Source organism: Janibacter cremeus (assembly GCF_013409205.1).
GTDB classification, from domain to species: domain Bacteria; phylum Actinomycetota; class Actinomycetes; order Actinomycetales; family Dermatophilaceae; genus Janibacter; species Janibacter cremeus.
Genome location: NZ_JACCAE010000001.1, coordinates 1008299 through 1028503 on the forward strand (window position 1 = coordinate 1008299; position 20205 = coordinate 1028503).

At 70.0% G+C, this 20205-nt stretch carries 23 protein-coding genes; 9 read left to right on the top strand and 14 right to left on the bottom strand.

Going from position 1 to position 20205, the window contains the following annotated elements:
• Positions 1 to 9 precede the first annotated feature (9 nt).
• The 4 genes from BJY20_RS04610 to malQ form a co-directional block, all read right to left on the bottom strand.
• The gene (locus tag BJY20_RS04610; RefSeq protein ID WP_185990452.1) at positions 10 to 993 is read right to left on the bottom strand and encodes an ABC transporter permease; all 984 of its coding nucleotides are present in this window, start codon (positions 991 to 993) and stop codon (positions 10 to 12) included.
• Positions 986 to 1912 carry an ABC transporter permease subunit gene (locus BJY20_RS04615; protein ID WP_185990453.1) on the bottom strand — a complete coding sequence of 309 codons (927 nt, stop codon included), beginning with the start codon at positions 1910 to 1912 and terminating at the stop codon, positions 986 to 988. The genes BJY20_RS04610 and BJY20_RS04615 overlap by 8 nt, the downstream gene beginning before the upstream one ends.
• Positions 1913 to 2083: 171 nt before the next feature.
• A complete protein-coding gene (locus BJY20_RS04620) occupies positions 2084 to 3712 on the bottom strand; it encodes a peptide ABC transporter substrate-binding protein (protein ID WP_246297104.1) in 1629 nt (542 codons plus the stop codon).
• A 231-nt stretch (positions 3713 to 3943) separates the two neighbouring features.
• Positions 3944 to 6037, bottom strand: coding sequence for a 4-alpha-glucanotransferase (malQ, locus tag BJY20_RS04625; protein WP_185990455.1), 2094 nt, complete (start codon positions 6035 to 6037; stop codon positions 3944 to 3946).
• 73 nt (positions 6038 to 6110) lie between these two features.
• Here malQ and BJY20_RS04630 point away from each other — a divergent pair, with 73 nt between their 5' ends.
• Both BJY20_RS04630 and BJY20_RS04635 read left to right on the top strand, forming a co-directional pair.
• Positions 6111 to 7022 carry a pirin family protein gene (locus BJY20_RS04630; protein ID WP_185992462.1) on the top strand — a complete coding sequence of 304 codons (912 nt, stop codon included), beginning with the start codon at positions 6111 to 6113 and terminating at the stop codon, positions 7020 to 7022.
• Between the two features lies 1 nt (position 7023).
• Positions 7024 to 7719 (top strand): alpha/beta fold hydrolase, encoded by a 696-nt coding sequence (locus BJY20_RS04635; RefSeq protein ID WP_185990456.1) that lies wholly within the window; start codon positions 7024 to 7026, stop codon positions 7717 to 7719.
• Positions 7720 to 8084: 365 nt separating this feature from the next.
• On the opposite strand, the gene BJY20_RS04640 is transcribed toward BJY20_RS04635, so the two are convergent.
• Together BJY20_RS04640 and BJY20_RS04645 are read right to left on the bottom strand one after the other, a co-directional pair.
• Positions 8085 to 8996 carry a universal stress protein gene (locus BJY20_RS04640; RefSeq protein WP_185990457.1) on the bottom strand — a complete coding sequence of 304 codons (912 nt, stop codon included), beginning with the start codon at positions 8994 to 8996 and terminating at the stop codon, positions 8085 to 8087.
• Between the two features lie 26 nt (positions 8997 to 9022).
• Entirely contained in the window at positions 9023 to 9472 is a 450-nt protein-coding gene (locus tag BJY20_RS04645) for a deoxycytidylate deaminase (protein WP_185990458.1), read from the bottom strand.
• 72 nt (positions 9473 to 9544) lie between these two features.
• On the opposite strand from BJY20_RS04645, the gene BJY20_RS04650 reads away from it, so the two are divergent.
• Positions 9545 to 10759, top strand: a complete 1215-nt coding sequence (locus tag BJY20_RS04650; RefSeq protein WP_185990459.1) for an MFS transporter — start codon at positions 9545 to 9547, stop codon at positions 10757 to 10759.
• A gap of 132 nt (positions 10760 to 10891) precedes the next feature.
• On the opposite strand, the gene BJY20_RS04655 is transcribed toward BJY20_RS04650, so the two are convergent.
• The 4 genes from BJY20_RS04655 to BJY20_RS04670 all read right to left on the bottom strand — a co-directional run bounded on the left by BJY20_RS04655 (position 10892) and on the right by BJY20_RS04670 (position 13522).
• The gene (locus BJY20_RS04655; protein ID WP_185990460.1) at positions 10892 to 11248 is read right to left on the bottom strand and encodes a DUF488 domain-containing protein; all 357 of its coding nucleotides are present in this window, start codon (positions 11246 to 11248) and stop codon (positions 10892 to 10894) included.
• The gene (locus BJY20_RS04660) at positions 11245 to 12285 is read right to left on the bottom strand and encodes a tellurite resistance/C4-dicarboxylate transporter family protein (RefSeq protein WP_185992463.1); all 1041 of its coding nucleotides are present in this window, start codon (positions 12283 to 12285) and stop codon (positions 11245 to 11247) included. Before BJY20_RS04660 ends, BJY20_RS04655 begins: the two co-directional genes overlap by 4 nt.
• A gap of 158 nt (positions 12286 to 12443) precedes the next feature.
• Positions 12444 to 12887, bottom strand: a complete 444-nt coding sequence (locus BJY20_RS04665) for an SRPBCC family protein (RefSeq protein ID WP_185990461.1) — start codon at positions 12885 to 12887, stop codon at positions 12444 to 12446.
• Between the two features lie 41 nt (positions 12888 to 12928).
• The gene (locus BJY20_RS04670; RefSeq protein WP_221935244.1) at positions 12929 to 13522 is read right to left on the bottom strand and encodes a hypothetical protein; all 594 of its coding nucleotides are present in this window, start codon (positions 13520 to 13522) and stop codon (positions 12929 to 12931) included.
• Between BJY20_RS04670 and BJY20_RS04675 the strand changes: the two genes are divergently transcribed.
• Both BJY20_RS04675 and BJY20_RS04680 read left to right on the top strand, forming a co-directional pair.
• Entirely contained in the window at positions 13476 to 13847 is a 372-nt protein-coding gene (locus BJY20_RS04675; RefSeq protein ID WP_221935245.1) for a cupredoxin domain-containing protein, read from the top strand. The two genes, BJY20_RS04670 and BJY20_RS04675, sit on opposite strands and share 47 nt — an antisense overlap.
• Positions 13844 to 14269 carry a hypothetical protein gene (locus BJY20_RS04680; protein WP_185990464.1) on the top strand — a complete coding sequence of 142 codons (426 nt, stop codon included), beginning with the start codon at positions 13844 to 13846 and terminating at the stop codon, positions 14267 to 14269. Before BJY20_RS04675 ends, BJY20_RS04680 begins: the two co-directional genes overlap by 4 nt.
• Here BJY20_RS04680 and BJY20_RS04685 read toward each other — a convergent pair.
• Together BJY20_RS04685 and BJY20_RS04690 are read right to left on the bottom strand one after the other, a co-directional pair.
• Positions 14244 to 15173: an NADP-dependent oxidoreductase gene (locus BJY20_RS04685; protein WP_185990465.1), complete on the bottom strand. Its 930-nt coding sequence runs from the start codon at positions 15171 to 15173 to the stop codon at positions 14244 to 14246. The two genes, BJY20_RS04680 and BJY20_RS04685, sit on opposite strands and share 26 nt — an antisense overlap.
• 37 nt (positions 15174 to 15210) lie before the next feature.
• A complete protein-coding gene (locus tag BJY20_RS04690) occupies positions 15211 to 15783 on the bottom strand; it encodes a protein-L-isoaspartate O-methyltransferase family protein (protein WP_185990466.1) in 573 nt (190 codons plus the stop codon).
• 81 nt (positions 15784 to 15864) lie between these two features.
• On the opposite strand from BJY20_RS04690, the gene BJY20_RS04695 reads away from it, so the two are divergent.
• From BJY20_RS04695 to BJY20_RS04710, 4 genes are all read left to right on the top strand, one after another.
• Positions 15865 to 16755 carry a bile acid:sodium symporter family protein gene (locus BJY20_RS04695; RefSeq protein WP_185990467.1) on the top strand — a complete coding sequence of 297 codons (891 nt, stop codon included), beginning with the start codon at positions 15865 to 15867 and terminating at the stop codon, positions 16753 to 16755.
• 50 nt (positions 16756 to 16805) lie between these two features.
• Positions 16806 to 17153 carry an SMR family transporter gene (locus BJY20_RS04700; RefSeq protein WP_185990468.1) on the top strand — a complete coding sequence of 116 codons (348 nt, stop codon included), beginning with the start codon at positions 16806 to 16808 and terminating at the stop codon, positions 17151 to 17153.
• Positions 17150 to 17473: an SMR family transporter gene (locus BJY20_RS04705; RefSeq protein ID WP_185990469.1), complete on the top strand. Its 324-nt coding sequence runs from the start codon at positions 17150 to 17152 to the stop codon at positions 17471 to 17473. Before BJY20_RS04700 ends, BJY20_RS04705 begins: the two co-directional genes overlap by 4 nt.
• Before the next feature lie 100 nt (positions 17474 to 17573).
• Positions 17574 to 17783: a dodecin gene (locus BJY20_RS04710; protein WP_185990470.1), complete on the top strand. Its 210-nt coding sequence runs from the start codon at positions 17574 to 17576 to the stop codon at positions 17781 to 17783.
• Between the two features lie 64 nt (positions 17784 to 17847).
• Here the strand turns inward: BJY20_RS04710 and BJY20_RS04715 are convergent, their stop codons facing one another.
• Both BJY20_RS04715 and BJY20_RS04720 read right to left on the bottom strand, forming a co-directional pair.
• Positions 17848 to 18681 carry a phosphosulfolactate synthase gene (locus tag BJY20_RS04715; RefSeq protein WP_185990471.1) on the bottom strand — a complete coding sequence of 278 codons (834 nt, stop codon included), beginning with the start codon at positions 18679 to 18681 and terminating at the stop codon, positions 17848 to 17850.
• Between the two features lie 29 nt (positions 18682 to 18710).
• On the bottom strand, positions 18711 to 20135 hold the full coding sequence (locus BJY20_RS04720; protein WP_185990472.1) for an MmgE/PrpD family protein: 1425 nt from the start codon (positions 20133 to 20135) through the stop codon (positions 18711 to 18713).
• Positions 20136 to 20205: the final 70 nt, after the last annotated feature.

Below are 20205 nucleotides of genomic sequence, written 5' to 3' on the forward strand. Positions count from 1 at the left end.
ACCTTGCTCTCAGTCGCTCTTCGGGTCGAAGGCGTCACGCACGGAGTCGCCGAGCATGATGAAGGCCAGGACCGCAAGGCTGAGGAAGAGGGCGGGGAAGAAGAGGATGTACGGGTCCGTGCGCAGCGCGATCTGCGCGTCGGTGATCATGATCCCCCAGGAGACGGTCGGCGGTCGCAACCCGATGCCCAGGTAGGACAGCGTCGCCTCGACGCTGATGTAGGCACCGAGGTTGATCGTGCTGACCGCGATGACCGGTGCCATCGCGTTCGGCAGGATGTGCCGTCGGGTGATCCGCATCGGGGAGGCCCCGAGCGCACGGGCCGCCTGGACGTAGTCGTTGGGTTTGACCTGCAGCACCGACGAGCGCATCAGACGCATGATGCTCGGCCAGCCGAAGATGACGAGCACGAGCACGACCTGGAAGATCACGCCGAAGTAGCCCTGGATCGGGATGCCGAAGAGGGTCTCCTCCTCGCGCAGGGCCGCGAGGAAGATGATGCCGGCGAGCAGGAGGGGGATGGCGAAGAAGATGTCGGCGACCCGACTGATCAACGTGTCATTCCCCCCGCCGAGGTAGCCGGCGAGCAGGCCCATGAGGCTGCCGAGGACGAGGGTGCCGGAGGCGGCGAAGACACCGACGAGGATCGAGGCCCGCGCGCCGTAGATTACCCGGCTGTAGATGTCGTAGCCCTGCCGGTCGGTGCCGAACCAGTGCTGCGCGCTCGGGTCCTGCATCGCCCGGCTCAGGACGCCGTAGTGCGGGTCCTGGTTGGTGAAGAGCGACGGCCATACCGCCATCACGATGAAGATGAGCACGAGAGTGCTCGAGACCCAGAAGAGCGGGTTGCGTTTGAGCGAGCGGAAGGCGTTCGCGGTCAGCGACCGGGCGACGACCCCGTCGTCGCCGGTCCGTGCCTGAGCGACGGTCACCGGGTCCGCGCCCGGCGTCTCCCTCTGGGGGGAGGGTGCCTGGGGGGTGTTGTCAGTCATGGCTGATCCTCGGGTCGAGTACGCCGTACAGCAGGTCCACGATGAGGTTGGCGACGAGGTAGATGATGACGAGCACGGTCACCGCACCGACGACAGCCAGGCCGTCGCGGTTGTGGATCCCCTCGAAGATGTAGCCGCCGACTCCGTGGATGTTGAAGATCCCTTCGGTCACGATGGCCCCTCCGAGGAGCCCGCCGAAGTCGTAACCCATGAAGGTGATGACCGGGATCAGTGAGTTGCGCAGCGTGTGCACGCCGATGATGCGGCTCTGCTTCAGGCCCTTGGCCTTCGCGGTGCGCACGTAGTCGGACTTGTAGTTCTCGCCGATGTTGGTGCGCATCAGTCGTGCGATGTAGGCCATCGACAGCGACCCGAGGACGACGGCGGGCAGCAGCAGGCTGTAGAAGGTGGCATCCGCCCCGACGAGCGGCGGCACGATCCCCAGGTTCAGCCCCAGGATGTACTGAAGGGTGAAGCCGGTGACGAAGACCGGTACGGAGATGACGAAGAGGGTGCTGACGAGGACGAGGTTGTCGAGGAACCCGCCCTTGCGCAGGCCCGCGAGTGCCCCAGCGAGGATGCCGATGACGCCCTCGATGACCAGGGCCATGCCCGCCAGCTTGGCGGTGACGGCGAAGCGGTCCTTCAGGTCCTCCGATACCGGGATTCCGTACTGGTTCTCACCGAGATCACCCTGGGCGACGTTGGCCATGTACTTGCCGTACTGGACCGGCAGGGGGTCGTTGAGGTTGTACTTCGCGTTGAACGCAGCCACGTACGCGGGTGGACAGGGCCGCTCGCCACACTTGCCGGCCGTGGGATCACCAGGCATGGCGAAGACCATGGCGTAGATCAGGAACGTGGCACCGATGACGACGGGGATCATCTGCAGGATTCGGCGGACGATGTATTTACCCACGTTCACCTCCTAGGGGTGTTGGTGGCGCTGTGGACGCCGACAGAAGGTAAGTCTTCCAGATGCTCGGAGGATGGGTCCGCTGAGCGGACGCACCCCGTGCGGGCACACCAACGGCCGGCCACCTGGTGGGGTGGCCGGCCGGTGGTGGACTAGCTCAGACCCAGGGTCTGGTCACTTGAGGGTGACGTCCGCGAGGACGGGGTTACCGAAGGGGTCGGCCTTGACGTCGTCGACGTCGTCGGACCAGCCCATCATCGACTTGCCGTACCACAGCGGGATGGCGACCATGTCGTCCGAGAGGACGCGCTCGGCCTCCTGGTAGAGCTTGTTCGCCTCGTCCGCGTCGTCCGCAGCAGCCGCCTGCTTCAGCAGCTTCTGGAACTCCGGGTTGTCGTACTGGTAGTAGTTCGACGCCGCGCCCTTGCTGAAGATCGGGGCGAGGTAGTTCTCGATCGACGGGTAGTCCATGACCCAGCCCATGCGCCACAGACCCTTGAGCTCGTTGTCGCCGAGGTCGGTCAGCATGGTCGCGAAGTCCACCGTGGGGGTGGCGACGCAGTCGATGCCGATGGCGTTCTTGACCGAGTTGCAGACCGCCTCGGTCCACTCCTTGTGGCCACCGTCACCGTTGTAGGTCAGCGCCAGCTTGCCCTCGTAGCCGCCGCCCTTCTCCAGCAGCTCCTTGGCCTTCTCCGGGTCGTAGCTGCAGTACTCGCCGCACTGCCCCTCCTTGAAGCCGTCGACGACGGGGGAGACCACGCCGGTGGAGGGCTCGTAGGCGCCGTTGAAGATCTGCTTGATGATCGTCTCGCGGTCGATGGCCATCGAGATCGCGCGACGCACGTTCACGTCCGAGAGCTTCTCGGAGACTTTCGGGTTGGTCCCGATCCACTGGGACGTGGAGTTCGGCTGCTCGAGGAAGTGGCCCTCGCCCAGGTCCGACTTGAACTTGTCGCCGATGAGCGCGTTGGCCGGGAGCGCGTCGATGATGTCGATCTGACCGCCGAGGAGCGCGGTGTAGGCCGCCTCCTGCTCCTTGAAGATCTTGAAGGTGATCTTGTCGACCTGGCCACCGAACTCACCGGAGTAGTCGTCGAACTTGCTCAGGTTGATGGCCTTGTTCTTCTCCCACGAGTCGAACTTGTACGGCCCGGCCGCGACCGGCTCCTGGCCGAAGGCCTCCGGGTCGTCGAAGAACACGTCCGGCTGCGGGGCGAAGGCGGAGTAGCCCAGGCGCAACGGCAGGTTGGAGACCTTCTCCGTGGTCTCGATGGTGAAGGTCTTGTCGTCGACGACCTTCAGGCCGGACATCTTCTTGGTGTCGGGTTCGCCGTCACCGGCGCAGGGGTCGTCGCCCTCACCGGAGCACTGGATCTCGTCGTAGCCCTTGATCGGCGCAAAGAAGTAGGAGCCCTGCTGGGCGTTCGGACCGTACGCGGTGTAGTTCCACGCCTTGACGAAGTTCTCGGCGGTGACGTCGGTCCCGTCCTGGAACTTGTAGTCCTTCAACTTCACCGTGAAGTTCTGGTTGTCGTCGGTCTCGATGGACTCGGCGATGTCCATCGAGGGTTCGGCGGTCTCCGAGTCGTAGTGGATGAGCTTGGCGGTGATGGTGTCGAGCACGTTGCCACCACAGGTCTCACCGGTGTTGCCCGCGACCAGCGGGTTCTCGGGGGTGCAACCGTTGACGACGATCTCGCCGCCGCTGCCACCGTCGCCGCCGCCACCACTGCTGTCGTCGCTGCTGCCGCCACACGCGGTCGCGAGAAGCGCGACCGCGGAGATGCTGGCAATAGCCATCGAGCGAGATTTCACTCGCATGGATGTCCTCCTACGTCATGCCGCCGAGTTGGCGGTCCGATCGGCGTCACCGTCTCCGGTGGCACCCCTGGGCGCAGCGCGGTCAGCGGCTGCTCGTGACATCAAAAACCACGAGATGGCCAAATTCCATGGACACGTGTGCGGTGAGACACAACTGTGACTCTTCGGAGACCACCCCGCCACCATCCGCAGGAGATGCAGGGTTAACCCTCACGGCCCGCTGACGACGTCCTCGAGGAGGAGCGGGACCCGGTCCGGCCCCGCCAGCGGCAGCCGCCAGTTCGGGTACTCCTCGTCGGTCCCCGGCTGGTTGATCGCCCGGACGTCGCCGACGAGGTCGGTCAACGCGTACCCGTGCAGCCGGGCCGGGGTCAGGGCGAGCCACGCGTGCATGGCGGCGACGACCGCGTCGACACAGGCGAAGGGGGACTCGAGCAGCCCGCGCTCGGTCAGGGCCTCGCGCATGGCCAGGATGTTCCCTTCCTCCGCCGCCGTCTCCTCCTCGACCGGCCGGGTCAGCAGGGAGAGTCGCTCGCGGATCGCCACGTGCTCCAGAGCGAGGTACCCGGCGCTCGGCGGGATGTCGTGGGTGGTCACGGTCGCCAGGCACAGCTCGCGATAGTCCTCCGGCGGCCGGGGCCGACCGTCGGCCCACTCGAACCACATGACGCTCGTCCCCAGGACTCCCCGCTCGACCAGGTGCTCGCGCACCCACGGCTCGACGACGCCCAGGTCCTCCCCGATGACGAGCGCCCCGGCGCGCGCGGCCTCGAGCGCCAGGATCCCGATGAGCGCCTCGTGGTCGTAGCGCACGTAGGCGCCCTCGCCCGGCTCGTGCCCCTCGGGCACCCACCACAGGCGGAACAGGCCGATGATGTGGTCCACGCGCAGTCCTCCGGCGTCCCGCAGGACGGCGCGCAGCATGTCGCGGAAGGGTGCGTACCCCACCTGCGCGAGTCGGTCCGGCCGCCACGGGGGCTGGGACCAGTTCTGGCCGAGCTGGTTGAACTGGTCCGGCGGTGCGCCGACGGCGATCCCGCGCGCGAGGACATCCTGCAGCGCCCACGAGTCGGCCCCCTCGGGGTGGATACCCACGGCCAGGTCGCCGACGAGGCCGATCCCCATGCCACCGGCGCGCAGCGCCTCCCGTGCGCCGGCCAACTGGTGGCGCACGAGCCACTGCAGCCAGATCGTGAAGGCGATCTCCTCCTCGTGGGCCCGCTGGTGAGCCTCGACGGCAGCGCTGCCGGGGTCGTGCAGCTCCGCCGGCCAGTCACTCTCCCACTGCGTGCCGTGGACGGCGGCGATGCTGCACCACGTCGCGAAGTCGAGCAGCGCCGACCCCTCCTCCTCGCGCAGCGCAGCGACGTGGGCGTCATGGTGCGGCCCGAGGTGCCGGAAGGCGATGCGCAGTGCCCGGCGCTTGACGTCCCAGACGGCGTCACGGTCGATGCTGTCGGTGTCGTTCAACGCCTGCCCACGAGCCGCGAGCTCGGCGATCTCCGCTCGGGCGGCGCCCGGCAGCGCGTCCGCGTCGGGCAGGTCGCGCAGGTCGATGTAGATCGGGTTGACGAAGCGCCGCGAGGTCGGCAGGTACGGCGACGGCTCCATCGGAGCGACCGGCTCGGCCGCGTGCAGCGGGTTGACGAGCACGAAGTCGTGCCCGTGCTCCCGCGCGGCCCACTCCCCCAGGGTGACGAGGTCGCCCAGATCACCGATGCCCTGACTGCCGCGGCTGCGCACCTGGTACAGCTGCGTCAGCAGCCCACCGCGCGGCTCCTCCTGCACGATCTGGGGCAACTCCAGCCGGGTCGGGACGGTGACGAGGACGCCTCGCTCGCTGCCGGGCAGCAGCGGTGCGGACTCCGGCTCGGCCACGAGCGCGTGCCAGCCCAGCGGCAGGTCCGCCGGCAACTCGAAGGCGGCCTCCCCGATCCACTGCCCGTCGATCTCCCGTGGCTCGACGGTGTGCTCGACCTGCTCCAGGAGGCGCCGGTCTCCCCCTTCGCACCGGACGGACAGGGTGACCGCGCTGCCGTGGTGGAGGTGGACGAGCACCCGGGTGGTCTCCCCTGCGCGCTGCACCACCGTCGGCGGCAGGGTCCGGCGCCACGGGAGCGTGCGAGCGCGCTCGAGGGAGGCGGCGAGGGCATTCTCGTCGTCGGTCTCCTCACCCATGGCGGACAGCACGGCGCGAAGGGAGGAGGCCGGCACCGCGCGCCGCTCCCCCTGCCAGTCCCACCACTGCGTGGAGACCCCACAGGCCTCGGCCAGCTCCTCCAGCAGGGTCCTCTCGTCGCTCACCCGGCCACCCTCCTGTAGCGCCGACGCCCGTGTCCACCTCGTCCACCGGCGCGCGGGTAGCGTGAGGACGGTGATGCAGATCCTCACACCGCGCGAGGTGCCCCTGGGCGGACCGCGCGCGATGTCCGTCCGCCGCACGATCCCCTCCCGCGCACGCTCCCTCGTGGGCGCGTGGTGCTTCCTCGACCACTACGGTCCCGACGACGTCTCGGCCACGGGCGGGATGGTCGTCCCCCGGCACCCGCACACCGCGCTGGCGACGGTCTCGTGGCTCTTCACCGGCGAGATCGAGCACCGTGACTCCACCGGTGTGCACGCGATCGTCCGCCCGGGCGAGCTGAACCTCATGACGGCCGGCCGGGGCGTGAGCCACTCCGAGTTCTCCACCCCGCAGACCTCGACCCTGCACGGCGTGCAGCTGTGGTTCGCCCTGCCCGAGCGGGACGTCGGCACCGACCCTTCCTTCGTCCACCACGTCCCCGAGCCGATGTACGTCCCCGGCGGGATCGCCAGGGTCTTCCTCGGCAGCTTGCTCGACGTCGAGTCACCGGTCGCGACACCGACCCCGCTGCTCGGGGCTGAGCTGCTCCTGGATGCCGACGCCGAGACCGTCCTGGACGTCCCGGAAGGCCACGAGCACGCCGTCCTCCTCGACGACGGCGACGTCACCGTCGACGGGCAGGCCCTCGAGTTGGCCGAAGTCGGCTACCTCGCCCCCGGACGCACCCGCATCACCCTGCGCTCGGCCACGGGTGCGCGTCTGCTCGTCATCGGCGGTGAGCCCCTCGGGGAGGAGATCGTCATGTGGTGGAACTTCGTCGGCCGCAGCCACGACGACATCGTCGCCGCCCGCCAGCGGTGGATGAGCGAGATCGGCGCGGAGCCGATGACCGGACCGGAGCGCTTCGGTCCCTTCCCCACGGGGCAGCCCGACCCCCTTCCCGCCCCCGCCCTGCCCGGCGGCCGGCTGCGACCGAGGGCCTGACATGCCGATCATCAAGCCGACGGTACGAACCGTCTTCGTCCACGGGCGTGGCCGCAGCGGGCCCGAGGCCTGGCCGCTGCAGGCCGCGGCACAGGACCCGGACCACGTCTTCCTCCGGCGCACCGGACGGGCCGACCAGCCCGAGCGCGACGCCGACCGGGTCATCGAGGCCCTCGGTGGCCGCGGCCACGTCATCGGGCACTCCTACGGCACCGTCACGGCCGTGCTGGCCGCGCAACGACGCCCGGACCAGCTGCGCAGCCTCGTGCTCATCGGGCCGGCATGCTTCGACCTCGCCCGCGGCGGCCGCCACGTCGAGCGGCACGTCAGGGCGCTGGCCCCCGTCTTCGCCATCGCCGACGACCCGGAGGTCACGGGAGAGCAGTTCCTCGAGCGCTTCGCCGCAGGCATGGGCGCACCGCCGCCGGACCTCGACCCCGCCACGAGCGAGGAGGTCGCCGCACGCATGCGCACGACTCCTGCCCCGTGGGAGATCCCCTTGCGCGCGGACACCCTGCGGCTGGTGCCCACGCTGGTGATCACCGGCGACCGCTGGCCGCTCTACACCGAGGTCGCCGAGGCGCTGGCGGAGAAGGGTGCCGAGCACCTCGTCCTGCGCAACACCGGGCATCGGCCCCAGGACACACAGGAGGGCGCGGAGGCGATCGCTCGCTTCCACGCCGAGCACTCGGCCTGACCTGACTCTCCGCGGCCTTCCTGGCCCTGCGCTTCTACGCGAGCGAGCGTTGGCGGCGGGCCTTGGCGCGAAGTCCGCACGACCGGGTGCATGCCTGGCCCGGGTACACGGTGCGGACTTCGGCCTGAGCCGGACCACCCCCAACGGTCGCTCGCGTGGGCAGGGGGAGCCCCTCCCTTCGTCCGCTCCCAGCAGCACTCTTCGGGCCGGATCACCCGGTCGTGGCCGGGAAACCTGAACCGGGCCGCGTTGTGTCCCGGCCAGCGCGCGGTCACCCGGTCAGCACACGACGTCCGGGCCCTCATCCGACAGCACGTCCCACGGATGTGGCAGGAGCACCTTTCGTGCGTTCCGCTCCGGGCGTCCTACTGCTGGTGCAGCACCGCGACGGGGACGGTGGCCCGGCCCAGCACACGCTGGGAGACCGAGCCGAGCAGCATCCCGCGGAAACCGCCGCGGCCACGCGATCCGACGACGAGCAGGTCGGCGCCCTGGGCGACCTCGACGAGGGTGTCGGCGGCACGGCCGTGGTGGACCTCGACGGTGACCTCGATGTCCGGGTGGGCAGCACGCATCTGCGCGACGGTGGCCTCGGCCATCTCGCGGTAGCGGGTGTCGACGCTCTCCCACTCGGGCGATCCCGGCTCGGTGACGACGACGCCACCCACCACCTCGACGTTCCACGAGGTGACGGTCGTGACCGACTTGCCCCGCAGGGCCGCGGCCTCGAGGGCGTGCTGGAAGGCCAGTCGGCTGTGCTGGCTGCCGTCGATGCCGACGACGACGCGGCCGTCACCGGTGATCTCGCTGTCCTCCGGGACGAGCACGACCGGGCAGGGCGAGTGGGCGACGACGCTCAGCGAGGTCGTGCCAAGGACGATCCGCTCGGCCTTGGTCTTGCGGGCGGAGCCGACGACGAGCAGGCGTGCCCCGTCGGAGGCGTTGAGCAGGCCGCCCGCCGGCGCCCCCGTCGGCAGGGCGGTCGTCACGGGCAGGTCAGGGTGGGTGCCGGCCACGCGCGCCTTCGCATCGGTGGCCACGCGCACGGACTCCTGCTCGACCTTGTCGACGATGTCGGGGCTGGTCAGCAGCTCGCCATAGGCGGACAGCGGGGTCCCGAGGTCGACGGCGTGGACGAGGTGGAGGGGCGCGCCCACCGACACGGCCTCGGCTGCGGCCCAGTCGAGGACGGCGGGGTCACGGTGGCTGCCGTCGATGGCGGCGACAACGGCCCCGGGTGGAGTCGGGGTGTCCTGCATGCTCGCGTCGGTGGTCATGCCTGCATGATCCCATCCCCGCGAGGTCACGACCAGTGGGTCAGGCCGTGTCGGTCGTGGGAGCCGTCGGGCCACACGGCACGGATGATGCCGGCCGCGGCAAGTGCCTTGCGGCACCCCGGACAGGGCGGGTCGGTGATGTAGGCCGTCGCACCCTTGGTGTCCCTCGTGGCGAAGAGGAGCGCGTTGACCTCGGCATGGATCGCGATGCAGAAGCCGGGCGTCCCGGGGCGGTCGTAGTCACCCAGGCCCGGGACGACGTCGTAGTCGAGCTGCCCACGCGGACAGGCACCCTCGAGACAGTCGGGCTCACCGGGTGCGGCGCCGTTGTACCCCGTGGCGATGATGCGGTGCTCGATCGTCAGGACCGCGCCGACCCGACGCCGGGTGCATTTGGCCCGCGCCGCGACGGCGTCGGCGATCCCCAGGAAATACTCGTCCCACGTCGGCACGCGGTGGTCCCTCTGATCGAGCATGTGCAGATCCTAGATGGGATCCTCCCCGGGCCGGTTGGGCGCCCGCCACGCGGGGGTGATAGACCCTTGATGATGAGCGCCCACCACGACACCCGACAGGGGCCTCCCTTCCCCGCAGTGCTCATCGTCATCGGCGTCGCGCTGATCTCGATCAACCTGCGCCCCGGCGCCACGTCGATCGGCCCTCTCCTCGAGGAGCTGAGCACCGCACTGTCGCTCGGCCCCACGGTCGCCGGCCTCCTCACCGCGATGCCCGGGTTCACCTTCGCCGCTGCCGGCGCGGTCGCCGTCAGCCTGGCCCACCGGGTCGGCCTGTCCAAGGGCATCACGATCGGTGTCGTCGCCCTGGTCCTCACCCTGCTGGCCCGGGTCCTGACCGACTCCTCGATGGTCTTCATCGGGCTCACCACGATCGGCCTGGCCGGCATGGGTCTGGGCAACGTCCTCGTCCCGGCATGGATCAAGGCGCACTCACGTGACGGCGGCGTGCGGCTGATGACCATCTACAGCATGGGCCTGACGATCGGTGGCGCGATGGGAGCGCTGGTCACGGCGCCTCTCGCGTCGATCGTCCCGGGGCAGTGGCGCGGCGCCCTCGCCGTCTGGGGCCTGGTCGCCCTGCTGGCCCTGCTGCCGTGGCTGGTCATCAGCGCCAAGGACCGCGTGCACCGGCGCACCGACAGCGTCGTGAACGGGCGGATGGCCCACTCCCCGACCGCGATCGCGCTCACCGCACTCTTCGGCATGCAGTCGATGAATGCCTACGTCCAGTTCGGCTGGTTGCCCCAGATCTACCGGGATGCCGGGTTGTCGGCGACGAGTGCCGGTGCGCTGACCGCCATCGTCACCGGTCTGGGTATCCTCGGCGGGCTGCTCATGCCGACCATCATCGACCGCGGCCGCCACCTGTCTGCGTGGATGGTCTCCTTCGGCGTCCTCGCCGCCGGAGGGTACCTCGGCCTGCTCGTCGCGCCGGCGACGTTGCCGTGGCTGTGGGCGGGGCTGCTCGGCATCTCCGGCTTCGCCTTCCCGACGGCGATCGCCCTGATCACTGCCCGCTCCCGGGATCCACGCGTCACTGCGCAGCTGTCCGGCTTCGTGCAGCCGGTGGGATACCTCCTGGCCGGCTTCGGCCCGCTCGCCGTCGGGGTGCTCCACGCCGCCACCGGAGGGTGGACCCTCGTGCTCGTCCTGCTCATGCTCAGCGGGCTGGGCATCACGCTGGCCGGTCTGCGCGTGGCCAAACCGGTCTTCGTCGACGACGAGATGGCGGCGAGGATCACCTGATTCACCCCACCCACGCGGCCAGACACGCGCGGGTGACGGTCCGGGGTCCGGTGCCGCCATGATCTCTCGGACCAGCGCCACGCCGGCGCTGTCGAGCACCGGAACATTCGCCCGGTGCCGGTGGAGCTGCCGTCAGCGGGTGAGCAGGTCCTGCAGGACGACCGCCTGGTTGTGCTCGCGGTCGGCCGCGCCGAAGAGCAGTGTCACCCGGCCGTGGTCGGCGACGATCTGCTGCAGCTGCTGCCACGCGTCGGTGCCCTTCAGCTCCTGCGCGTACTTCGTGGCGAACTCGTCGAAGCGCTCGGGGTCGTGACCGAACCACTTGCGCAGCTCGGTGGAGGGACCGACGTCCTTGAGCCAGTCATCCAGGGCGGCGGCCTCCTTGCTCACCCCGCGGGGCCAGATCCGGTCGACGAGCACCCGGTGGCCATCGCCGCTGGCCGGCTCGTCGCGGACCGAGCGGACATGCACCTGATCAGCAGTGGTCATGTCGCCGACCGTACGCCCGTCCCGGAGCGCCTGGCCACAACGGAGCGAACCATCTGGACCGTGGCAAAGAGCCAGGCCGCCGCTCCGACCCACAGCCACGCGGCGCCGATCGCCTCGACGATCGGGAGGGAGTCCGCACGACCGATGTACATGCCGGCCACGGCGTACATGCCCAGGGGGAAGACGATGCTCCACCACGTCGCCTCGTAGGTCACCGGGATCCGATGGATCAGGTGACGCCACACACCGACGGCGAAGAGCACCGGGATCAACCACGTGGCCCAGGCCCACCCGAGCACGGACAACCCGCCGATGAGCCCGGAGGTGGCGTCGATGATCGGTGTGGAGTCCATCTCGACGATCTTCGCTCCCGCGACGACGGTGATGGCCATGGCGCCCATCGAGACCCAGTAGGGCGGGTTGAGGTCGGCGGGAGCGAAGGGGTAGAGCAGGATCCGCAGGGCGACGAAGACGGCGCAGGCGGCGTACAGCACGATGCCGACTGACCAGGCGGCCACGGCGAGCACGGCGATCTCGTCCCGCCCGGTCGTCACGAGCGGTTCGATGCTGGCTGCTGCGGTGGCAACGGATTGGCTCGCGACGACCCAGATGAACCACGTGCCGTTGACGTGCTGGAGCACCGGACGCTCCTCGCGTCCGAGCGCGGCGGCCCAAGGGACGCCATAGCCGAGGAACAGCCCGACGACCACCGCGAAGGCGAGCATCGCGGCGCTGCCCTGCCAATAGCTGTCGGCCAGGCGCACGGCCAGCACGTCGGTCCCGGCGACGACGGTGAAGAAGCCGAAGGCCACGACGGGGTCGTGCAGGTCGGCCACCACCCGGTCGCGATGGAAGACGCACCGGAGCGTGAGGGCCACGAGCAGCAGTGCCCAGGCGACCAGGCCGATCCCCAGCAGGACGCGGGAGACGACGACGAAGCCCTGCTGGTTCATCCCGACCGAGACGATGCCGGTGGCCATGACGAAGGCGAACGACCCGGGGTGCAGGGTCGCGACCATCTCGCGGAGGCGGTCCATCACGCCCCGACGCCAGGCAGGTCGTACTCGCCCTCGGAGCACCCGGCCCCCAGGACGAGGGTCCGGGCGGTGGAGTCGGGCTCTGCGGGCGGCGGTGCGGCGTCCATGCCGCCCATGGTGCCAGCGGCGAGGGCGAGGACCCGTCCCCGTCGTCGTCCTCAGGTCGCGACCACCTGTGCCAGTCGGTCCACGGAGGCCTGCAGGCGCTCGCTGGTCGTCGCGCGGGCCCGCGGGAATCGACTCTCGTCCGTCAGGTCGGTCCAGTCGTAGGTGTGGGTGACCTCGGTGCGGTCGTCGTCGAGTGGCCGCACCTCCCAACGCCACAGGTGGCCGAAGGGCTGCGCACCGGACTCGGCGGGCCGCCAGGCGATGAGGCGTCCCTCCTCGAACTCGACGACGTGGTTGTGCCTCTCGTGGCCCCTCGTCGTGATGGTCACGAAGACGTCACCGACGGCGTGCACTCGCTGCCCGGACTCCGACTCCCGCAGGTTGTCGTTGCCGTCCCAGTCGGGCTGCTTCGCCGGGTCGGCGATCTGCTCGAAGACCACCTCCGCGGGGGCATCGATCACGGCTGTGGCGCTGACGACTGTGCTGACGACCATGACCCAACTCTGGCACCCATGGTGGCTCGTCGCACCTGGGGTCACCGATTGACGATGGCCAGCGCAGCTGCGACCACGAGTGCGGCGGTCAGGGCGAGGCCGTGGACGTCGCCGAGGACGAGCATGACGACGGCCAGTGCCGCGACCACCCCGAACGCGACGAGGCGGCGCGGCCCACGGTCCTTCGCGAGCGCCAGCGCGGTCACCGCGAGGAACATCGTCGCCATCGAGTTGCCGGCCCCGGTGTCGCCGAAGGTCAGCACGGTCAGGACGTTGCCCACGACCCCACCGACGAGGAAGAGGACGACCGCCACCCCGGTCCGGACCACCGGCTGCACGAGCAGGAGGGTGAAGGCCAACGTGACGAGGTTGAAGGCGGTGCCGTACCAGCCCCCGTCCTGCAGGACCATCGAGGTCACGAGGCGCCACCACTGGCCGGCGAGGATCGCCGCGCTCTCCCGTCGGCCGGACTCCAGCATCCCGGCAACGGCGAACTGCAGCAGCGAGGGGACCGCGACCACGCACCAGAGCGCGAGGATGCCCCGACGCGGTTGCTGCAGCCGCTCCTCGTCCCGCAACCCTGCCCACGTGGCCGCGAAGACGACCCAGGCGGACAGCTGGAGGAGCAGGCTCACCTGCCCACGCTACAACCGCTGCGATGTCGTCCGACGGGGCTCGGCCACGACCACGACTCCGGGCGAGTCCGAGTCCAACGAGGTCACCATCACCATCTCGGACTTCACCTACTCCGTCCCCGACTCGGTCCCCGCCGGTGCAGAGATCACCGTGACCAACTCCGACGAGGTCGGGCACACCGTCACCGCTGACTCCGGAGACACCTTCGACGTTGCCGTCGAGCCCGGCGCCACGGTGACCTTCACGGCACCGGAGTCCGCCGGCGAGTACGCCTTCCACTGCATCCCGCACCCGGCCATGACCTCGACGCTGGTCGTGGAATGAGCCGGGTCGGCGAGCTCACGCTCCGAGTCCTCGTGGTCGCAGCCCTGGCGGTGGACTGCGTCGTGCACGTGCAGCTGGCCGACGCGATGCAGCTGGCCGCGCCCGGGGGTATCGGCGGCGGTACCCTCTTCCGCGCGCAGGCGATCGCGGCCGGGCTGGCCGCGGTGATCCTGCTGGCCACCGGGCGCCGATTCGCCTACATCCTGGCCGCGGTGGTGGCACTGAGCGCGTTCGTCCCGGTGCTGCTGTACACCTACGTCGCGGTGCCCACACTCGGGCCGATCCCGTCGATGTACGACCCCACGTGGTCCGACAAGAAGCTCCTCAGCGCCCTCGCCGAGGGACTGGCCGTGCTGCTGGCCACCATCGGCAGCATCGCGACCCGCCGTCGTCCGGTCAGCCCGCGGAGTCGACCTCGATGACGAGCTTGCCCTGGGCACCGCCCTCGCGGCTCAGGGCGAAGGCCTCGGCGACCCGCTCCAGCGGGAAGGTGCGGTCGATGTCGACGGTCAGCCTCCCCTCGGCGACCTCGTCGAGGAGCCCGCCCAGCCGCTGGCCGTCCGGGCGCACCCAGACCCAGCGGCCGCCGTGCTCCTCGACGCCGGGGTCGGCGACGGAGGCCAGGCGGCCGCCATCGCGCAGGACCGCCAGCGAGACGTCGAGGACCCCACCGACGAGGTCGGCCACGGCGTCCACGCCGTCCGGCGCCACCTCGGCGAGCCGCTCGGCCAGCCCGTCCCCGTGCGCCACCGGGGTCACGCCGATGGCGGCGAGCTTGTCGTGGTTGGCCGGCGACGCCGTCCCGATCACCGTGGCGCCGGCGGCCACCGCGAGCTGGCAGGCGAGGTGACCGACGCCTCCGGAGGCGGCGTGGACCAGGAGGGTGTCCCCCTTCGTCACCGCGAGGGTCTCCAGGACACGAAGGGCGGTCAGCCCCGTCAGGGGGAGCGCCGCGGCCACGTCGTCGCCGACCCCGTCGGGCACGGCGGCGACGTCGTCGACACGGACGGTGACGTACTCGGCGAAGGTGCCGGCGGAGACGACCTGCTTGCGGGCGTACGCGGCGACGCGGTCACCGGGGACGAACTCCGGGGTGTCCGGCCCCACGGCGTCGACGACTCCGGCGACGTCCCAGCCGGGGACCACCGGGAAACGGGCGTCCATGAGCGGGTCGAGGCCGCCGGACATCACCTTCCAGTCGACGGGGTTCACCGACGCCCGGGTGACGCGGACACGCACCTCGGCCGGGCCGACCTTGGGGTCGGGGCGCTCGACCATCCGCAGCTCGTCGTCATCTCCATATCGGTCATAGGTCATTGCACGCATACCGGGGTCAACACTCCCGTCGCGCTCGTCCATTCCGTCAGGAGATCAGCGGCACGAACCGGTACCGGCCGTGCCGGGTCACCCGGCGACCGGCCGGCTGCGCGACCACCCGCAGCATCTCCCCCGCGACCGGGATGACCATGACCCCGTCGGGGGCGAGCTGGTCGAGCAGTGCCTCGGGCAGCTCGTCCGCCTCCGCAGAGACGAGGATGCGGGCGAAGGGGGCGTGGCCGGGGACACCGAGCACGTCCGGCTCGGCCCGGCGCACCTGCGCCCACGGACGGTCGAAGCCGGCGAGCGCGGTGCGGGAGGTCTGCACGAGTCGTGGGATGCGCTCGACGCCGATGACCTGCCCGTCGGGGCCGACGAGGTCGGCCAGCAGCGCGGTCGTCCAGCCGGATCCGCTGCCCACGTCGAGCACGAGCTGTCCGGGACGCACGTCGAGCAGACGCAGCATCGCGGCGACGGTGCTGGGCTGGGAGTTCGTCTGGTCGTCGCCGATGGCCACCGGCCCGTCCTGCGCCGCGCGGTGGCGCTGCTGCGTCGGCAGGAAGCCGGGGCGCGGGGTGCGGGCGAAGGCCTGGTCGACGCGGTCGCTCACCTCGTCCATGTCAGCCATCCTGCTCGCCTCGTCCCCGACCCGCAACGGCTATCCCTACTTATCAGTAACTTTTTGTGCGATCGTTCCGCCATGGACTCCGAGCTCATCACGGTCGGCCTGCCGGTCGCCCTGGCCATCATCATGTTCGGTCTGGGCCTGTCGCTGACCCCGGGCGACTTCGCGCGCATCGGTCGTCAGCCCAAGGCCGTCGTGCTGGCGCTCGCGGTGCAGGTGCTGGTCCTGCCGGTCGTGGCCTTCGCACTGGTGAAGGCGTTCGACCTCTCGCCGCTCCTCGCCGTCGGCGTCATGCTGCTCGCGGCGTCGCCGGGCGGGACCACGGCCAACCTCTTCAGTCACCTCTTCCGAGGCGACATCGCGTTGAACATCACGCTCACCGCCATCAACTCGGTGCTCGCCGCCCTGACGATCCCGCTCATCACGAACTTCGCGATCCGCCACTTCGGCGCCGAGGGCGAGCTCGGCCTGCAATTCGGCAAGGTCGCCGGTGTCGTCGCCCTGGTGCTCGTGCCCGTGGCGATCGGCATGGCCGTGCGCAGCCGCCGGACCGACCTCGCCGCGCGAGCCGACCGGCCCGTGCGGATCTTCTCCATCGTCGTCCTGGTCGCGATCATCATCGGCGCGGTGCTGCAGGAGCGGGAGAACATCCTCGACTACCTTTCCCAGGTCGGGCTCGTCACCGGCCTCTTCTGCGTGCTCAGCCTGACCATCGGCTACGGCTCGGCCGTGCTGCTGCGCCTGTCCCACGCACAGGCCGTTGCCGCCTCCATGGAGATCGGCATCCACAACACGACGATCGCGCTCACGATCGCGATCAGCATCCTGGGCAGCACGACCGTCGCCATGCCGAGCGCGGTCTACTCGCTGCTGATGTACCTGCTGGCCACGGCCTTCGGCTTCGCCATCACCCGCGGCAGGAAGGCCCCGGTCATGGCATCCGCGGAGGGGCCGGCCACGCGATGAGCTGACGCCGGTAGGGTCGCGACCATGTCGAGAGCCGGATCGGAGTGCACGTGAGGAAGTGGCTCCTGCTGGCCGCCGCGATCGTGTGCGAGGTGACGGCCTCCCTCTCGCTGAAGGCCGCCCTCGATCGGCCCGTGCTCTACCTCGTCGTCGCCGCGGGGTTCACCGCGGCCTTCGCCCTCCTGGCTGCCGTGCTGCGCCGCGGGATGGGCATCGGGGTGGCGTACGGGATCTGGTCGGCGACCGGCGTCGTGCTGACGACGACGCTGTCGTCGGTGATCTACGACGAGAGCCTCACCGGCCTGATGGGCATCGGCATCGCGCTGATCATCGCCGGCGTCCTGCTGGTCGAGCTCGGGTCGCACGAGATCGACGCCGTACCGGAGACGACCTCGTGACCGCGTGGCTCCTGCTGGCGGTGGCAGTCGTCGCCGAGGTCGCCGGGACCCTCTCCCTCCGCCTCGCCGCTACCGGCGCGACGCTCTGGTACGCAGCCGTGGCCGCCGGCTACCTGGTCGCCTTCACCGGGCTCGCCACGACCCTGGCCCACGGTATGCCGCTGGGCGTCGCCTACGGGATCTGGGCCGCCGCGGGCGTCGCCCTCACCGCGATCGGCTCGCAGGTGTTCTTCGGCGAGCCACTCACCCGGGTCATGCTCCTGGGGATCGCGCTGATCATGACCGGCGTCCTCCTCGTCGAGCTCGGGTCGGTGCACTGACGGGCGGCCAGGACTCCTGCGCGCACCCGTGTACGTCCGCGCCCTCCTCCACTAGCGTGATGGCTCCCGGCGCCCTCGCCGGGTCGACCAGGAGGTACTCATGGCGAACAGGACGTACAACATCACCGAGATCGTCGGCACGTCGCCCGACGGCGTCGAGGCGGCGGTCAACAACGCCATCGGCGAGGCGTCGCGGACGTTGCGCAACCTCGACTGGTTCGAGGTCGAGTCGATCCGCGGGCACGTCGACGGTGACGCCGTCGCGGACTGGCAGGTGACGATCAAGCTCGGTTTCCGCCACGACGGCTGACCGACCCGGACACGGATCGAGGGTCGGGCTCCGTCGTGGAGTCCGACCCTCGCAGTGAGCCCGGTCAGGCCGGGTTGATGATGCGGCCCCAGGTCGACTTGTTGCCCCAGATGTTCTGCCGCAGCCCCTCCAGCTGGAGGATCTGGCTGTGGTCGACGAAGAGGTTGACCTCGTTGCCGTAGTTCTTGACGTACCACTCGAAGACCGGGCCGTCCGCGGCCTCGAACATCACGTTCTCGATGCCCAGGCCGTTCATGATCGACGCGGCGGCGCCGGTGTTCCAGCTGCCCACGTTCTCCGTGATGCCCTCGGACTCGATCATGATGATCTCGGCGCCGGCCTCCAGAGCCTTCCTGCCCCGGTCGATCAGGTCACCGATGTCCTTGGCGCCCTCGGCGGCCAGCTCCGCCTCGCTCGAGTCGCCGCCGGAGCCGATCTGGATGCCCAGCTCGGGCTTGGCCTTCAGGCCCGCCTTGGTGACCTTCTCCACCAGGCGCTGCAGGCCGGAGGTCGGCAGCATGATGAACCCGGTCGAGATCTCGATGACGTCGAAGCCGACGTCCTTGGCCTCCTTGAGGTACTGGTCGACCGCGTCGTCGCCATAGCGCAGCACGGTCTCGATCCAGCCTCCCGAGGAGACGTAGGCGTCGTGCTCGTGGGCGATGTCGCTGAAGGCGCGCACCTGCTCCGGCGGGACGAGGGCGAAGGAACCCCCGGCCCACTTGATGCCGTCGACCCACTGGCCGGCGACGTCCATGACGTCCTGCATGTGACGGGTGCCGAAGGTGGAGTAGTACGGCGCCCGGATCTCGGTGATGCCGTGGGTGCGGGGCTTGGTCGGTCGCGCCGCCCGGGGCACGAAGTTGAATGCGGTGTCGAAGGGAATCTGGTTGGTCATGGCTCTTTCTCCTTCTCGTGCGTGGTTGGTCAGGCGGCGGTGTCGCTCGCGTGCACACGGGTGGTACGCACCCGGGCCAGGGCCGCGGTCAGGTCCGCGACGGCGTGGGACTCCAGTACGTGGACGACGCCGGCGATCTCGTCGCGCAGGTCGGCAGCGGCGAAGGGGGCAGCCAGCAGGTCGAACTTTCGCCGGGCGCCGTCCCAGTCGAGCGGGTCGGAGTGGAATCCCTCGTAGGAGCTCCGCGAGGCGTGGAAGCTGGTGCCGTCGGTCAGGGTGACGCTCAGGTCGGCGGGCATCTCGTCCGGGAACCGGGCCGAGAAGCCCTCGTCCGGAGTGACCTCGACCTTGGTCATCAGCTGCTGGACGTCCTCGGCGGTGATCCGGCTGGGCTCGTACTGGCCCGGGTTCAGCTCGCCGTCGAGGAGGACGACCGCGAGCATCCACGGCAGGGAGTGGTCAGCCTCCTCCTTGGTGCGGACGGTGCGCTTGTCACCCTCCTCCCCGCCGCCGATGATCGAGTGGGCCACGTCGAAGGTGGTCAGACGCACCGACTCGATCGCATCGGCGTCGAAGCCGCTCTGAGAGCGGATCTCCTGGGCCGCGTCGAGCGCGGACTGGGAGTGGATCTCGGCGTTGTGCCGCTTGATGATCGAGCGGAGCACGGCCTCGAGGTCCTCGGTGGACCAATCGATCGTGAAGTCACCGGCGATGGACTGCTTGAAACCCTTGTTGCCCTCGAAGACCTCCTCGGGACCGGTGATGCCGCGACCGGCGAGGAGCGCGGCGAAGGTGCCCTCCTTGGCGACCTGGGGGTAGGCCAGACCCTTCCAGTGGCTGAGGGTGCCGGTACGCGTGACGCGCAGGGCGTTGTTGGCCGTCCCCGAGATCGCGACCGCGTGTGCGATCTGCTCCGCGGGCAGGCCGAGTGCCTTGGCCGCCGATGCGGCTGCGGCGTACGCGCCCTGGGTCGTGTGGTCGAAGCCGGCCCGGCGGACCGGCGCCTCGTCGGACAAGCGCGACTGCACCTGGTAGGCCACCGCGAGCGCGGTGAGCATGTCCTTGCCGGTGCCACCGACGGATTCGCTGGCGGCGAGGACTGCGCCGAGGTTGTCGGAGGGGTGACCCGTCTCCCCCTTCGCCAGGTAGGAGTCCATGAAGTCGAGGTAGCGGGACAAGGCGCTGGTGAAGAAGGCGGCGCGGTCGGGCGCGGTGCGGCCACCCCCGATCATCGTCGCCGAGGGGACCCCGCCGAGGTCGTCCAGCAGGCCGCGCACGGCGCGGATCGGCTCGGCGTCGAGTGCACCGATGGCAACCCCGAGGGTGTCGAGCACGCGGATCTTCAGCTGCTCGAGCGCCTCGGGGCTGATGTCCTCGAAAGCCGCCCGGTCGACGAACTCGGCGAGCTGTTGGACCTCGGTGCGCCGGGTGGAGGTGGTGGTGGAGGTGGTCATGGGATCGTCCTTTCCTGTGCGGTCCGTGACTAACCAATGCTTCAAGTAAGGCTTCCCTTACCTGCCTCCG